Genomic DNA, 14,535 nt, shown 5'->3' on the forward strand with positions numbered 1-14,535 from the left:
CAGCAAAATTGCTTTAAGCGTAAAGACTTCAAAGCTTTTTTAATAAAACCGCCACCTTAGGTTTACATTTCGCTAGCAACAGACAAATCTCTTTAGATGACAGAGTGCTGTAGCAGCAGTGGAAAGCCATCTGGAATGGAGTTCTCAATAGTGAATTATAGAAGCCTGACAGGACTTTTTCAGCTAATTAACAATAATTAAGGTGCCAAATATCAGCCGGGATCACCCGATCAAGGATGAGTAAAAAAACTTATATAAACACAAATATTCAGAATGTTTAATAAATATTTACTTTGCGGCCATTGTTCGTTGGCAAATCAGGGATTGAATGATCTCGTCAAAACATCACTAAACCTCTAAAGCTCAATATTTTCAAGCGTTTTAACGGGTCTCGAATGAGTCAACAGACGTCATTGAAATAAGTCGATACATTAACCAATAAGATATCTATTCTTGGGAGTTTATTGGAATAAGATATAAGAAATTCTTATGTTTCTGTTTGGAAATTCTCATGACTTACTGACAGAGGTAAAGCTTCATATTTCATCAATTAGTGCGAGACTTTTCCGGTATAGTTCCCCTAGAGCAAGATTGTCACAATCACTAATAAATAAGTATTTCTAGGTATTTGGTATGCGGTGTCGGCAGGCAATAGTCGGGTGGCTGAGTAGTTTCACGCTTATGTGCATCGTGGGGATCAGCTTAACTATTGCTTCCCCTGTCCTAGCAGCGCCTTCCCGTCAATTCTCACAAGTCACCGATATCGTTGAAGTTTCACCACCGGAGACGATTCAGAAATTGCGATCGCAAATGGATCGATACCAGCCTCAGGTGAAAATCCTCAGTCCTGCTGCTGATCAGCTCCTGAAGGATGATTCCGTTTCGGTCCGCTTCGATGTTAAAGATTTACCTATTTTTAAAGATGCCAAGTTGGGCCTGGGACCCCACCTTAGTGTTCTACTCGATAACCAACCTGCCCAAGAGATTTATGACCTCAACCAACCGTTGATCATTAAAGATTTAGCACCAGGCACTCATACGATCCGAGCAGTGGCCACTCGCCCTTGGGCCGAAAGCTTCAAAAATTCGAGTGCTTTTGCTCAAGTTACCTTTCATGTGTTCACTAAGACGGAGGAGAACAATCCTGCAGCCAATCAGCCTTTGCTGACCTATCTACAACCCCAAGGAGGATTTGGGACAGATACTGTTCTGATCGACTTTTTCTTAAGCAACACGGACTCTAAACCAGCTAGCTGGCAAGCTGAAATTTCTGTCAATGGCTCTCAGTTTCGGATTAATGAATGGCAACCGTTTTATGTTCAAGGTCTAAAGCCGGGTAAGAACTGGGTGCGTATGCAATTAACCGATCGGCAAGGACGAAAAATCGATAATGCCTTTAATGACACCATTCGCGTCGTTGAACTGCAAGAAAATGGCAATGATACGCTCTCCAAATTAGTGCGGGGAGATCTGTCTGTACTAGATGCTGGCGGGATTGTTAATCCCAACTATAAACGGCCTCAGCCACCAGTGAAGCCAGCACCGTCTGCTACTCCGCCTGAGCCAGCACCACCCAAAGCTGAAACTCCCAAAGTTGTTCCTGCTCCAGCCCCAGTTCTTAAACAGCCTGAGGCGACTCCCAAACCTCAAGCACCTCCAGCGTCAGTCAAACCTGTGGCGCCGCCTGCCAAGCCGGCTGAGCCAAAATCTCTTGAGACGCAGAAGCAGCCTGCTCAAACTGTTCAGCCAACACCCCCTACTCAGAAGGCGCAAAAACCAACGGTCGATCGAACAAAGGCTGCCTCTCCTGCTCCAGTACCTGCCCGTAAACCGGTGAAGACAGAACCAGCGGTTAAAGCCAAGGAAAAGGAGCCTAACAAAACTGCGCCAGCCCAGCCATCTGCTGCTAAAGCTGAACAGAAATCTCCAACATCACTCCAGAAAGAGAAGTCTTCCCCCCCCGCTGATTTGAAGAAGCCTCAGCCAGTGGATGCTTCAGGTATCGAGAAAACGGTACCGAAGTCTTTAGAGAAATCGGCACCCGTGAAGGTGGACGCTGCTCCTAAAGCAACCCCTAAGACGGTGGCACCGAAGTCAGAGACTCCTAAAGTATCTCCAACGCCCACAAAAACTCCAGTCCCCTCGGCCCCAACACCGAAGTCTCCAGCGCCAGAACCGACTAAAGAGAAGTCTCCAGCGCTGCCGAACCAGTCTGGGCAATCCAAACCGACTCAGAAAGACGAAGATTCTTCCCTGAAGACGACCTTGACCAAGTTCTGGAAGCAGGTGCGGCCTGAATCCGCTCAACCCGCACCCTCAAAGGCTGGAGAAAAAGTACCCGCTACAAGCGTAGAGCCAAAGCCAGCATCCAGCTCTGCGCCTCCGAAAGTAGAGCCAAAACCAGTTCCTAAACCCGCACCTCAGAAGGTGGAGCCAAAGCCAACCCCTAGCCTCAGTGTGCCATCCAGTCAGCAGGCGACGCCATCTCCGAAAAAAGTGCAGCCAGCTCCCGGCTCTCGCTCAACCCGCCAAGACGGTGCCCCATCTGCTAAGGCTAAGACCATAACCGTTGCCCCATCTCAGCCAACCCCTAAGCCTCAAGTCCCACCCAAGTCAACAGTTTCCCAGCCCTCAAGCACCCAACAGCCTAAATCTTCTGCTGTTACTCCAAAAGCGCCTGAGTCGAGTGCAAAAACAGCCGACAAAGCTGCAAAACCTCAGCCCTCCAACCCAAAGGCTGAGAAGTCTAACTCCTCTGTATTTTCTGTATTTCGTGATCGGCTGCAGCAAAGTGCAACGCCCGCACAAGAACCTAGTCCAGCGCCCAAAGCGACAACGCCAAGCACAGTCAAGCCGACCGTAACACCGGATAAAGCAACCGAACCTGCTCAGACAGTGACGCCTAAGACAAGTCGTTCTGCTCAGCCTGCAACACCTGCGAAGATTGACAAGCCAACGCCGAAGGAGCCTGCTAAACCTTCTGTGCAATCTAAGGAGAAGCCTCAGCCTTCTGCATTCTCAGCGCTTCGAGATCGATGGCAGCAACAAAAGCAGCTCATGGCTCCTGCCGAAACGGCTAAACCTACTCCAGTTCAGCCGGATGCAAAGAAAACGCCTAGTGGGGCAGTAACCAAACCTCCCAGCCAAACGAAAAGCGCGCCAGCTAAACCGTCTTCAACATCGGCTGAAAAGAAACCCACTGCTAAAAGCCCTGTCCAGCAACCGTTAGTAACCCAACCTCAACCCAAGAAGCCGACCGCGCAGCCAGTTGAGCCAAAGCCATCGACGGCTCCGTCAGCAAAGCCGAAGTCCACAGATTCAGTTTTTTCATCGTTACGCAATCAATGGCAACAGCAAAAGCAGCTGATGGCTCCGACCGAAACGACCAAACCCGCTCCGGTTAAACCTGTTCCCCAGAAAACGACGGGTGCAACAGGGACTGTAACTTCACCCCCTAGCCAGTCGCCTCGGCCACCTGCAACAACAGCTCCCCAGAAGAAACCTTCTGCTGAACGCTCAACGTCTCCGTCGACTCAGAAAACACCAGTGGCAAAACCCATCACCAAGGAGCCGATCGAGAAGCCATCGATGCCCAAACCAGCAGCGAAACAGTCAGAAAAGTCGAAGCCTACAGAGTCAGTCTTTTCGTCATTGCGCAATCAATGGCAACAACAGAAGCAGTTGATGGCTCCGACCGAGAAGGCCAAACCCGCTCCGGTGAAGCCAGCTCCCCAGAAAGCGTCTGGGACTGTGACTCCTAGCCAAGATAAGGGGATGCCTACTCAAAAGTCTGCCCCTCCATCTGTACAGAAGAAACCAGCAGCACCAAGGCCAACCCCAAAACCATCGGCGACCCAGTCTGCAGCTAAGGAACCTGCCGCAGCAAAGCCTGCTGAATCTAAGCCATCAGCAACGACTCAGCCAACCCCAGCAAAACCAACAGAGTCCGTATTTTCATCACTGCGAGATCGCTGGCAGCAGCAACTCAATCAATCGGGGCAGAAAACAGCCCCTAACTCGACGCCCAAAACGGTCAAACCAAGTTCCAGCTCTGACAAGGGGCCGGGGGCAGCAAAAACTTTGACGCCATCGTCAACCCCGACAAGGTCTGAGTCTATGAAAACGGTTTCTAAGCCGTTTAACTCTTCTTCACTACGCACACCGGATCAGCAGAAGAAACTTCAGAGTCCAACGGTTCAGGACACTAGCCAAAAGCGGCCTAGCCCTAAGGCAGCGGATTCTCCTAAGGTTGTATCTAGTCAGCAAAAGGCAAGCTCCAAAGCAACGACAACTCCAGCTGGATCTTCGAGTAAACAGGCTTCTGGTTCTTCAGGTCAGAATGTGAAGAAGACAGCGGATGCCCAGTCTCCAGAAAAGGCACAGAAGCCAGAATCGACGGTGTTTGATCCGGGCGTTTACTATCGTCGTTTTTTCTCAGATAAAACAGTCAAGGCCCCTGGTTCGTAACAAGGTGGGTTCAATCCCTTCAGTCATCTCTGAATAACTGAGATGGAAGATTCCTCAACTTTTAACTTAAAAGCGTAATACTGGGAAAGGCTTACAGCATCCTGTACTGACCCTGCTAGACCCTACAAGCGTGATGGGTTGGAAACGCTGATCATGGTTTGAGTTCGAAGTGTATGTTTCTATTTCTGTCCAAGTTGCTTCCTCTGTTGATTTATCCAGTCGGGTTAAGCACAGTGTTGTTATTGGTTGCGATCGCAACCTTTTGGAAACGCCCTAAAGTCGCGGCTATTTCTGTTGGCCTGGCGCTGGGCATTCTCTTTTTCGCCGCCAACGGTTGGGTGGGGGATGGCATGATGTATGCCTTAGAACATCAATATCCACCTGTGAAACAGGATGCGACCGCAGAGGCGATTGTGGTTTTGGGAGGCTGTACGCGATCCGCTCATCCACCTCGACCCTGGGTTGAAGTGTCAGAGGCCGGTGATCGGGTATTGTATGCTGCCAAGCTTTACCGAGAGGGCAAAGCACCGAAAGTCATCCTGGCAGGTGGACGTATTTTCTGGAAAGGGGGAGGCCAAGCGGAAGCACTAGATATGGCAGAGTTAATTCAGAACATGGGGGTCCCTGAGTCTGCGCTGTTGTTAGAACCTGAGTCCCTCAATACATTTGAAAATGCCACCAATGTGAGGCAGGTCCTTGAAGATAACGAAATAGAAGGCCCATTATTACTGGTTACCTCTGCTTTTCATATGCCCCGATCAATGGCAATTTTTGAGAAATTAGGGTTGTCCGTTATTGCTGCTCCAACGGATTTTCAGGTCACGGAAGTCAATGAAAATGCCGGGCTTTTAGGGGTTGTTTTACGCTTACTGCCAGATGTTGAAGCATTGAATTACACCACTAAGGCTCTTAAGGAATGGATTGGATTTTCGGTTTATCGGCTGCGAGGTTGGGCTTAGTGGGGATGAAGGGAGAACATCAATCCCGATGGGACTGTCAGAGTTCCCCATTCGTGAAATCATAATCTTGAAGATATGGCTTTTAGGGGGATGCCATGCAGACTCAATCATCATTCGAGATCCAGATGAGCTTTGATACGCGTCCCTATCAGCCCAATGATCTACTTTATCTGCGGGAAATTTATCTGGCCTCCCGCACGGTAGCCTTTACTTGGGAGTATCCTCAGCACTATCAGCTAGAGGATTTTGATCAAGCGACGGAGGATGAAGTGATTTGGGTAGCAACGGTGGGGGACCGGCCGATGGGATATATTTCCTGGTGGCCTCCGCAAAACTTTATTCATCATCTGTTTGTGAATCCGCATTTCATCCGTAGGGGAATGGGCAGTGCGCTCTTACAGAGTGGATTGGCTCACATCGGCAGACCCGCTTCTTTGAAATGTGTGCAGCGTAATAGTGCCGCGATCGCATTCTATGTCTCACAAGGATGGCGGATCGATTCTACGGGACAATCCCCGGAGGGGCCGTATTACCTAATGATGTTTGATCAGGATTGAGGGGTTATGCGATCGCAGGGGCCGTATCACTCGCCACCGGCTGACCCATTTTGGCCAGCAGCTTTTGGGCCTGATCGAGATGTTGCCGATGACCCGGGTCTTGAGGATCGAGGCACTGCCCCCATTGCTGGTGAATACGAACTTGCTCGTAGGGCATTGCCAGGGTTGTCGCCAGCTGTAAGGCTTGATACCAAAGCTTCTGGGCCTGGGCAGTTTTGCCCTGATGCCAGAGCCACACGCCTTGCCAAAGCAAGGCCCGAGGTTGAGCAATGGGAAAAGACTGGGCAAATTGCTGCAGCGAAGCACAAGCTTGGCGGACCTGTTTGGCAGTTTGCAAATTATAGGCCCAGAGGTGAATACAGCTTTCAGCGATACCAACGTAGCCTTCATGGGTATGGACGGCAATGGGGTCAGAGTCTTGCAATAGGCGAATGGCTGTTTCTATGATCTGCTGGGCTTGGGATAAATCCCGATGGTGGAGATAGACCCGACTGGCAATGCCCGCGAACCGGATTTGGTCCGCAACCAAACCGGGCTGTTCGGCAAAAATGGCCTGTACTTCTTCCACGCAGGCGGTGGCCTTAGACCAGTTCCCTAGACAGCCCCATTCTTCGGCTTGCCCCATCAGTCCCCAGGCATAGGACTGGATATCACCATGCTGGGCGCCTAATTCTTGGGTTTCCTCCCAGAGTGCGATCGCATCTGGAAATCGGCCCTGAAAATGATGGATTAAGGCGATACCCGCCACAGCTTGTGCAAGGACATGCCAATCTTGCAGTTGGCGGCAGGCATCAATCGAACGCTGGATGGTGTCTCGGGCCGCTTGCCATTGACCGACGCCGCTTCTGTAAACCCCCACCACCATGCAGATCCAATCAACACAGGGTAAGGGCGCATTGATCTTTTGGAGAATCTGTTCCGCTAAGTCCCCATATTGGCGCGCTAAAAAATGGAACCGATACACGCCTGTGGCAAAACACATATTGGCGTAGATGCGGGATAGCTCGGAGGAAGGAGGGACGGTTTCTGCCAGATTGAGGCCAACGAGGGTGGCGTAGGTGCCCAGGGTTTTGGAATTCGTGTAATAGCAGACTTCTCCCAGACAAATTTGCGATCGCGTCAGTTCCAAAATATGGGCCTGACGGATGGAGGATTGGGTGATTCGGCGGCGGGGTTTTAAGCGATGCCAGAGCTGCTTCAATCCCTGGACAGCGAGTTTTATACCAATCATCTGCTCATTTTGCGGAATGGGATGACCAAGGGTGGTAATCGCTTGTAGCAATTGCGCTTGACTCTCTTGTAAGTGCCCCAGACCGTAATGAGCTTCGCCTAATTGACGATGCCACCGGGCTATCTGCAGGCGCGGGACCTGGGCCTCGGGGGTATGTAAGGCCAACATCTGAGAGAAGAAGGCTACAGCTTCTTGATAAGCGCCCCCTTGTAGAGCTAGTTCCCCGGCTTGTTCGAGGTAAAGTGTGGCTTTGTCAGTGGCTTCGGCTTGCTGCCAATGGTAGGCCAGGAGGGTATAGACTGCTGCTAAGTCATCTGTAAAAGTCTGTTCATACCAGGTTGCGATCGCCCGATGGAGTTCTCTCCGTTGAGAAAACACTAGCAAATGATATGCCACTTCTTGAGTCATAATGTGGCGAAACATATATCCCAAATGGGGAGGGGGGGTATCGAGGACAATTAGCTCTAACCGCTGCAAACTGTCTAGATGTTCAGGTAGGTGTTCCTTATCCGCAGCCAAGGGGTAAATGGCTTCAAGCAAGTCGCCTCGAAAATTGCGGCCAATAACGCTGGCAACTTTGAGCATCAACTGTTGGGGGGGCAGTAGCCGATCGATACGGCTGGTGATTAGTCCCTGGAGTGTGTTGGGTAGATCTAGTCCTTCTAAGGGCTGATCGGGCGCTGATAGTTGACAGTTTCCCTGCTCAATTTGGATAAGCCCATGATCACGAAGACTGTAGGCCAACTCTTCACTAAAGAGAGGATGACCTTCCGCTTTGGCGTAAACGAACTCTGAGACCGGCTGAGGCAGGTGAGCTACTTCCAACTGTTGGCTGACAAACTGTTGGGTTTCGCGACGAGACAACCCCCGTAGTCGCAGGTATTTGGTCTGTTCAGTTTCCAGCAACTGGGTATAGGCTTCCGGCCAGGGTTCTGCCAAAGGTCGGGTGGCGATTACGCAGAGTAAGGGCAATGCCTGTTGGTGGACCGCTAAGGCTAAGGCCCAAGAGGCCGAATCGAGCCAGTGGGCATCCTCCAGAATAATCACATGGGGTTCCTGTTCCAGACCCATTTCCAGTAAATACAGCAGGACATTGCGGGTATTATCGGCCCGAACTTGGCCTTTCATTTGCTGCGTGATTGGAGTCTCGGGAAAATCGAGGCCAGAGATGAAATTGAGCAGCGGTGTCAGGGCAATCAAATCTTCTCGACCCTCTAGCAAATCGAGAATGTGTTGCCGCCGATCCGCGGCCTCCAGTAACGGTTCAAGCTGGAGAATTTGCGTAAAGATCGGTCGCCAAGCAAAGTAAGGTGTGAATTTTTCAATGGCATCACCTGCCCCCACAACATAGGGCAACTCCTGGGTTTGGCACCACTCTAGGAAATTTAAGACGACCTGGGATTTGCCAATGCCCGCTTCTCCCTCGAGAACAGTAGTGCTGCCCTGCTGATCAAACTGCAAAATTTGGGCCAGCTCCAACAGATGCTGGCGTTCTCGTTTGCAACCCACGAGGGATCTTTGGGATTGATGCTGCGGCTTGAGAGCCCCCAAGGGTTGGTAGACAATAATAGGCTGCTCAATGCCTTTGAGGGTTAGGGGCGGTAGGGCGGTGAACGCTAACCGACGGCGGGCGGCTGTATAGGTGGTGGGATCGCACAGGATATTGTCTTGAGCAGCCTGCATAAGACGGGCGGCTAAATTGACGATGTCGCCAATCACGGTGTATTCCCGCCGTCGGGCACTGCCAACAATGCCGCAGAATACATTGCCTGTGGTGATACCAATACTGCAGTGCCAGCCCAACCCTTTGAGTTTGGCCTGCATTTCTAGGGCTGCTCGTACCCCTCGATCAGCATCATCTTCATGGGCAAAAGGGGGCATTCCCAAGGCGGCGATAAGGGTGGCCCCTTTGTCATCGACGCTCATTTTATTGATGCTGCCTTCAAAGCGATACAAGCTACTTTGCAGGGCCTGCATAATTCGCTGGGCCTGTTCTAGAGGGGTATTGGCATTGAAGTCAGGCAGATTGATAAACAACAGGGTTAGTAGTCGATACTCTGCTAGCCATTCCCGTTGGCCTGCGTCTAATCGATCCAAAATAGCGCCTGGAATATAGGCTTTTAGCCCCGCAGCTAATTCAGTCGGCAGTTCTCCTCGGTGGGTATGCCGGGGTAAGTTTATTTCTGATAAAGCTGTTAAATGCCAACAGCCATGATCGATGGCAGAGCCAATACCTTGATGTTGAATTAAGGTGAGGACTTCGGGAGAGAGGACGACTTGTCCCGGTTGAGCGAGGCTCTGAGCCAAGCGAATTTGGCCCAAGGGTGCTCCGGTGATCGCATGTTCCCAGCGTTTATAGACACCGCCAATATGTGCGATCGCAACATCACCCGCACCGATGCCAATTCGTAGCGCTAGAGAGACATCACTGGTTGCCGTATAGGAGTTGGAAAATTCTTGAATAACAAGGGCACATTGACAGGCTTTCAGGGTTTGGTTCTGTAGGATTTGTTCAGATTCTTGGACGGGCCACACTGCCAGTAGTGCATCTCCGGCAAATTTGAGCACGTCACCGCCATACTTCAAAATCAGATCCACGATTTGACCAAAATAGGCGTTTAATATTGCAGTGAGGGCTTCTAAACCATCGGGGCCAGATTTGACTAAGGTCTCTGTGAGGACGGTAAATCCAGAGATATCAATAAAAATAACGGCGGCGGGAAACCGATCAATCTGGGGCTTGGCGATAGGAGTCGGATCTTGGAGTAACCGACGCACGACAATATCTGGGACGTAACTCGCCAGGATGTCTATCTGTTCGGCCACTATCGTTTTCCTTGGGTAGGAGCAAGTTTAATGAACTTTATCTATCATTACCCAGGATCTAGAAAATCGGCAGATCTGGTTTTACCTAATCCCCAAACCAGTAAGCTAGAAGACAGCTCTAGCGTGGTATTAATGACCTCAGGACTTTATACACCATCGCTAGGATATAGACGGTACGCCAATATCCCTGTCCATGTTCGCATAATCTGGAAGGCTGGCATTGAAATAGCAGAAACGCATGAGGTCAAATAAACGCTTGAATCGTCTGTCTAAAGTCAGTAATGTGTTGTTCTGAGTCTAAGGCTCTTTTAGGAATAAACGTGCATTGGCGCTTGTGTTTGAAATCAAAGATAAATAAATTTTCTGTTTCACGCAATCGGCAAATGTCTTGCCAAAGCAGCCTTTTTCTATCAAAGTGATCGACTTTATCTAGGTAAAGTCCTGTTTCATCCACCACGGTTTGCCTTTTCCCAATCCGTGATGGATCTTGGGCTGTTGCTCGATTAATGATCTTGCGTCTGATTTTAGATAGGGCTTGGGGTCTCATCACTCTTGCGAAGATAATGGCGATCACGCCAAAAAACGCCAGGTTAAAGAGTAGATAGTATTCTGACCCAGGGTCAAATAGCTGCTCGTAAAATAGCACCGAGTTAAGACAGTATAAGATTAAGCCTGCTGGCACACCACGAACGATACCCCACTGAAACCAGGGTTGAAAGAACCATGACAGATCAGCTTCAAGATAGTCTTCTGCTGTGATTTCATATTGAAGATCAAACATTAGCAATAGATTTTCATAATCAACAACTCCAACTGAGGTCACGTCGATTGCTGCAACACTTCTATGGGAAAGTTCAGGTTTCAGCTGATCCCATACTCAGATTGCGTAGCATTCATCCTACAGATGCATAAAGTTTGCAAAGATTGAGGCCAACCTGCTGAATAGGTTCTCATGCTTAGCTTCATGGCTCTAGTGTTTATCTCGACTCCCACTCCAGAACTCGACTAATGTCCCGGCGTGATAAGCGATATTTGAGGCGATTGATTGGATTGCGCCCTCGATAAGATTGGACAAACTCTGCATGGGGCTGCCCCCTTCTGGCAACTCTTAAAAAGGGAGGGGCGATACCTGGATCGTAATCATGGGTGGACATGTACTCAATAACATAAGCCCAACGAATCCCTTCTGTCGTATTGGGTGTAGTTTTATGCAAGGTTAGAGAAGAAAACAACACAATATCTCCAATCTCTGCGGTGATAAAAGCGGGATTCTTGGGCTCACCTTTGAAGACCATGTGATGATTGACTTGTCGATGGGGCAACAACTGGTGATGACTACCGGGAACCAGCCAAAGCCCCCCATTCTCAATGGTCATTGCCGTTAATGCCACCCAAAGTTGGTAATGGGTCTGTTTAAAGCCGTTATAGGCATTGTCTTGATGCCAAGGGAACGTCTTTGCGCCCGGCCCCTTGGCGACCGCTTGATCCCATCTCACCCAAAAGTCGGAACCAATAAAGGGTTGCAAGAAATGGACAATTTTAGGCTGAGCAACAAATTGCTGAATATATTCGTTATGACGATAGAGATTGGCATAGAATCGGAGATTACCTTTGGTCAGACACTGATCTAAACATTGACGGCTCTTTGGAGATTCAATCTGCTTAATGAGAGTTTCCATCTCTTGGGGAGAAAAGAAGTTCCTAACAACAACGAATCCCTGCTCCTTGAAGGCCTGTTGAAGGGTAATGGTCGGAGTCTGTTGTGTTTTCACGAGTTCCACATGTTCAAGCTGCAGTTATACCAGACCATTCGATGGCTGGGGGAAGAAGGCACAATCGTAGCTTCTTCGACTCAAGGTAAAGTAATCGACTCAAAGGGTCTCTAGTGATGATTCCCCAAGAGCATAGAGATTCTATCCTCAACTAATGTGTTTTCGAGTCCCATGAATACGCCTGCCCATATTCTGCTCAATCTTGTGTGTTTAGGGCAGAACCAATCAACCAAGCGACTAACTTCAATGGCAATAGGAGGTGTGTTGCCGGATGCTCCGATGTTTGTGTTTTATTTCGTAGAAAAGGTTCTACGGGGCAGTTCTGAGCAATATATTTGGCGACAAGCCTACTATCAAACTCATTGGCAGAACTTTATTGATGTCTTCAATTCTCTGCCCATCATCGCTTTTGGCTTTTTGATCGCGCTATGGGCTGAATCCCGGATAGGAATATTGCTATTTGCGAGTATGACCTTGCACGTCCTGGGGGATTTACCCCTTCATCATGATGATGGTCACCGCCATTTTTTTCCGTTTTCCAATTGGCGTTTTGAAAGTCCTATTTCCTATTGGGATCCTAACCATTATGGTGGACTCTTCACTCGTGTCGAGATTCTGGCTGTTTTGATCAGTTGTTTTGTCCTTTTTCGCCGCTATAAATCTCTGAAAGGTCGCATGGCCTTGGGAGTTATAGGTGGCTTGTACGGGGCTTATTTTGTCTATGCGTTTACGATGTGGTCATAGATGAAATATCATCGTTTTCCACAGGTACAATAATATTGCCCGTTACTGGAATCTTTGCCAGATATAGTTTGTATCGATTGGAACCCTGTGTGGCCTAGTAAGTTTTCCACAGCTTCTACGGTATATCCCTGAAATCCGTGATCGGTGAGACCTTGTTCTTCGAGGAAGGTTTGGGTGTTGTAGCAAATCACCACTGTTCCCCCAGGTCGGAGCACACGATAACACTCCTGGAAAACCGCATGGGCATCGGGCCAAAAGTAGAGGGTATTAACTGTGCAAATATGATCAAATTGCTGGTTAGGAAATGGGAGATGATTTGCATTTCCTTGCTGTAAAGTCAGTTGGCCTGAACGGATATATCGCCGTAATTTCTGTTGCACCACTTTCAGGGCATCTTCGGCATAGTCAATTCCCACTACTTTATCTGGAAGACCCGTTTCCAGGATCTGAGCCAGCAAACTGCCCCCACCAAACCCGATTTCTAGAATGCGATCGCCCTGGCGCATCGCCAGTTGCTCAAAGGCCAGTTGATTCATGCCCGCATTTTCCCGGTTTAGCAATCGCAGGAGTAATCGGCCCCAAATCCCAGAGGGATGCCCGAGCTGTCTTGCCACAAAAGACTGAAGAGAGAAGCCCACGGCAAACTTAACCTCGACAAAAGACCCACTCGGTATCTTTTGACAGATTGGGATGAAATAGATAGCCCTCTACATCAAACCCTTGTAAGCCTTCAGGATCAGTAATGCGATGTTGGATCGCATAGTTCACCATTAACCCCCGAGCCCGTTTTGCGTGAATCCCAATCACCTTATAGGCGCCATTCTTGTTTTCCTTAAAGGCAATATTGAGTACCTTGCCTTTGAGCTGTTGCAGTTGAACGGCCTTGAAATACTCCCCCGAGGCTAGATTGACCAGAGGAGTCTCTGGATCCAAATCAACATTGAGTGCTTCCGTAACTTGAACCCCCCAAAAATCATAGAGAGTCTTCCCTTTTTTTGTCTGGAGTTTAGTTCCCATTTCCAACCGATAGGGTTGAATCAAATCCAGAGGTTTGAGAAGGCCATATAACCCAGACAGAATTCGGAGATGATTCTGGGCAAAGTCAAAATCGTCCTGGGAGTAAGTGTCTACCTGAATACCGTTATACACATCTCCCTTGAAGGCCAACAGGGCTTGCTTGGCATTTTCTGGGGTAAAGGAGTCCTGAAAGTCTTGATAGCGCTGCCAGTTGAGATCTGAGAGCTTAGGGCTAATTTTCATGAGCTTTCCCAAGTCTTCCGGGCTATATTGCCGCAATTGTTGGACGAGTGTTTGGGTTTGCGCGGTTTGAGCAGGTACTGTGTACGCGATCTCAGGCGGCGGATCAAAGTTCTGAGTTTTAGAAGGGGAGATGATCATTAGCATGGCTCTACTCCTGCTACGCGCATCTGACAATTTACCACGGGAAATTTATGACTCAATTATGAATATGACCGCTAGAGAGAATTAAGGTCTGCACCAACTAATGATGGATCCCTCTAGCTTGGATTATTCACGAGGGCTTCAAACGCGGATGGCAAGGACACTCCTCAAAACAGCCTGTAGTTCAAATCAATGCTGGGCTTAATCTGTGGAGAGGTGTTCGAGGCATTCCCACAACCGTCATGAATAATGCAGGCTAGAGGATAAACCATCTCCATCGCTCAAGTGATTGCGTTGTGCTCACTTGTTGTGAATTAAAGAGCGCAATCGGTCGAGCAAAAGCAGCCAAAAGGATTTGAAGGTGTGCCTGGGTTTAGGAAGTCATACACTTACAAAGCCGTAACGCCTGCAAGTACGAATCTGACGACCTCTTCCGTCTGCTGTTGTACCCGCTCCGTGCTGAGAAGTTGCTGACTGGCATCAAGGTATTTCAAGTTCTCATGGGCATCAAAGTAAAACGAGCAGATTCCCAAGATATTGATGGCCGTTAAAAACGCATCTAGTTGGCGAAACTGTCC

Annotated in this window: 9 protein-coding genes and 1 pseudogene; 4 read left to right on the forward strand and 6 right to left on the reverse strand. The window is 49.1% G+C overall.

The features are described from left to right. The first annotated feature begins 633 nt into the window (after positions 1–633). The 3 genes from Q0991_RS14075 to Q0991_RS14085 all read left to right on the forward strand — a co-directional run bounded on the left by Q0991_RS14075 (position 634) and on the right by Q0991_RS14085 (position 5,983). Positions 634–4,467: a hypothetical protein gene (locus tag Q0991_RS14075; protein WP_299489382.1), complete on the forward strand. Its 3,834-nt coding sequence runs from the start codon at positions 634–636 to the stop codon at positions 4,465–4,467. Between the two features lie 173 nt (positions 4,468–4,640). Then, on the forward strand, positions 4,641–5,426 hold the full coding sequence (locus Q0991_RS14080; RefSeq protein WP_299489383.1) for a YdcF family protein: 786 nt from the start codon (positions 4,641–4,643) through the stop codon (positions 5,424–5,426). A 125-nt stretch (positions 5,427–5,551) separates the two neighbouring features. Next, on the forward strand, positions 5,552–5,983 hold the full coding sequence (locus tag Q0991_RS14085; RefSeq protein ID WP_299489384.1) for a GNAT family N-acetyltransferase: 432 nt from the start codon (positions 5,552–5,554) through the stop codon (positions 5,981–5,983). A 4-nt stretch (positions 5,984–5,987) separates the two neighbouring features. Here the strand turns inward: Q0991_RS14085 and Q0991_RS14090 are convergent, their stop codons facing one another. The 3 genes from Q0991_RS14090 to Q0991_RS14100 all read right to left on the reverse strand — a co-directional run bounded on the left by Q0991_RS14090 (position 5,988) and on the right by Q0991_RS14100 (position 11,821). Continuing rightward, a complete protein-coding gene (locus tag Q0991_RS14090; RefSeq protein WP_299489386.1) occupies positions 5,988–10,040 on the reverse strand; it encodes an adenylate/guanylate cyclase domain-containing protein in 4,053 nt (1,350 codons plus the stop codon). 244 nt (positions 10,041–10,284) lie between these two features. After that, a complete protein-coding gene (locus Q0991_RS14095; protein WP_299489387.1) occupies positions 10,285–10,821 on the reverse strand; it encodes a YcxB family protein in 537 nt (178 codons plus the stop codon). A 196-nt stretch (positions 10,822–11,017) separates the two neighbouring features. After that, entirely contained in the window at positions 11,018–11,821 is an 804-nt protein-coding gene (locus Q0991_RS14100; RefSeq protein ID WP_299489388.1) for a phytanoyl-CoA dioxygenase family protein, read from the reverse strand. A 237-nt stretch (positions 11,822–12,058) separates the two neighbouring features. Here Q0991_RS14100 and Q0991_RS14105 point away from each other — a divergent pair, with 237 nt between their 5' ends. After that, the gene (locus Q0991_RS14105) at positions 12,059–12,556 is read left to right on the forward strand and encodes a hypothetical protein (protein WP_299489389.1); all 498 of its coding nucleotides are present in this window, start codon (positions 12,059–12,061) and stop codon (positions 12,554–12,556) included. Between the two features lie 8 nt (positions 12,557–12,564). On the opposite strand, the gene Q0991_RS14110 is transcribed toward Q0991_RS14105, so the two are convergent. The 3 genes and pseudogenes from Q0991_RS14110 to Q0991_RS14120 form a co-directional block, all read right to left on the reverse strand. Next, positions 12,565–13,194: a class I SAM-dependent methyltransferase gene (locus Q0991_RS14110; protein ID WP_299489390.1), complete on the reverse strand. Its 630-nt coding sequence runs from the start codon at positions 13,192–13,194 to the stop codon at positions 12,565–12,567. Positions 13,195–13,201: 7 nt separating this feature from the next. Further along, positions 13,202–13,960, reverse strand: coding sequence for a peroxide stress protein YaaA (gene yaaA / locus Q0991_RS14115; RefSeq protein ID WP_299489391.1), 759 nt, complete (start codon positions 13,958–13,960; stop codon positions 13,202–13,204). A gap of 386 nt (positions 13,961–14,346) precedes the next feature. Further along, positions 14,347–14,535 (reverse strand): annotated as a pseudogene (locus Q0991_RS14120) (TetR/AcrR family transcriptional regulator); the annotation flags it as partial.

The organism is Acaryochloris sp. IP29b_bin.137, from assembly GCF_028285745.1.
Taxonomy (GTDB): domain Bacteria; phylum Cyanobacteriota; class Cyanobacteriia; order Thermosynechococcales; family Thermosynechococcaceae; genus Acaryochloris.

Bases quoted from the DNA above. Each gene is read 5' to 3' on its own strand.
- Q0991_RS14075 (WP_299489382.1), top strand. From the start codon at position 634: ATGCGGTGTCGGCAGGCAATAGTCGGGTGGCTGAGTAGTTTCACGCTT.
- Q0991_RS14085 (WP_299489384.1), top strand. From the start codon at position 5,552: ATGAGCTTTGATACGCGTCCCTATCAGCCCAATGATCTACTTTATCTG.
- yaaA (WP_299489391.1), bottom strand. From the start codon at position 13,960: ATGCTAATGATCATCTCCCCTTCTAAAACTCAGAACTTTGATCCGCCG.
- Q0991_RS14080 (WP_299489383.1), top strand. From the start codon at position 4,641: ATGTTTCTATTTCTGTCCAAGTTGCTTCCTCTGTTGATTTATCCAGTC.
- Q0991_RS14095 (WP_299489387.1), bottom strand. From the start codon at position 10,821: ATGTTTGATCTTCAATATGAAATCACAGCAGAAGACTATCTTGAAGCT.
- Q0991_RS14105 (WP_299489389.1), top strand. From the start codon at position 12,059: ATGGCAATAGGAGGTGTGTTGCCGGATGCTCCGATGTTTGTGTTTTAT.